General features: G+C 44.0%; 2 protein-coding genes. One reads left to right on the top strand and one right to left on the bottom strand.

The features are described from left to right. Positions 1-413 precede the first annotated feature (413 nt). The gene (locus R7044_RS24455; RefSeq protein ID WP_225455906.1) at positions 414-668 is read left to right on the top strand and encodes a hypothetical protein; all 255 of its coding nucleotides are present in this window, start codon (positions 414-416) and stop codon (positions 666-668) included. A 78-nt stretch (positions 669-746) separates the two neighbouring features. Here the strand turns inward: R7044_RS24455 and R7044_RS24460 are convergent. Next, positions 747-985 (bottom strand): CZB domain-containing protein (locus R7044_RS24460; RefSeq protein ID WP_225455907.1); only part of this gene is annotated, 239 nt, incomplete at its 5' end.

A 985-nucleotide genomic window follows, 5' to 3' on the forward strand; every position in this document is an offset into this window, starting at 1 on the left:
CCGCAGTTCTCCCTCTAGCAGCTACAAGAGAGCGGTTTTATCGTGCTTTCGCAAGTTTTGATTAGTGCCTTTACCTGTCACCTTTGGAACTTCCCTTGGTCGGTGACTGATACGCATCGCTCTGTCCAAAACATCTTGAGTCCAAACAGAGTGCAGGAATACTTGAAGTGCTTAGATGATATGGCTATCATGAAAGGACTTACACAGGTCTTCAAACTAGTAAGTATTCCGAACAAAGCCAGCTCGCCAAAGCTGGTTTTGTCATATCTGGGGATTGAGATTACAACCAAAGAGCATGGATCTCAACGATCCTTTTCTAAGGTAATGAACGTCCTCAAGAAAAACGCCTCCCAATGGGAGGCGTTTTTCGTTTAAATTGAGCACTAAAATCGAACACGCACCTTAAACCAAACATGCCCAAAGAAAAGACCGAACAAGATAAAGTGAATGTAAAACGCATAAACTCAGGAATGCGTGAACTTTCTAAAAGTGTTTACAACAAAGTAAACCGCTCGAACTTTAAGAGCTTCACTCAATTCGACAAGATGTTTTGGGACGTAACCAACCGAGCATGGCTATCAGTAGAACACTCTACTTTTGAAGATAAGCTAGAGTTCGCAACTCTCTATTGGGAAGATTACTGCAAAAAGAACCTAAGTAATCGCTAAAACTCCAAACCAAGCCGTGACGCAGTAACGAAAAGGCCGCCTAGATAGGCGACCTTTTGGGGTTCGTACAAAGTGCAGTTACGTTAAATCACCAATAATCTCATTCATTAAATTGTCAATTTGTTCCACCACTTGTTCGCTGGCGTCTTCCATGGCATTAATTGCAGTCACCATGCCTGCCATGTTGCCAGATTTGGCTTGGCTCATTGCTTCACGTCCACCGTCATGCACGCCTTTGTGTGGTTCTTCAAGCAATGCATAGCTTCTTAAGTGGCTGTAAGCCTTGCCATCGCCACGGTAGTACCACTGACCCAAGC

It is taken from the genome of Vibrio sp. 1402 (genome assembly GCF_033340275.1).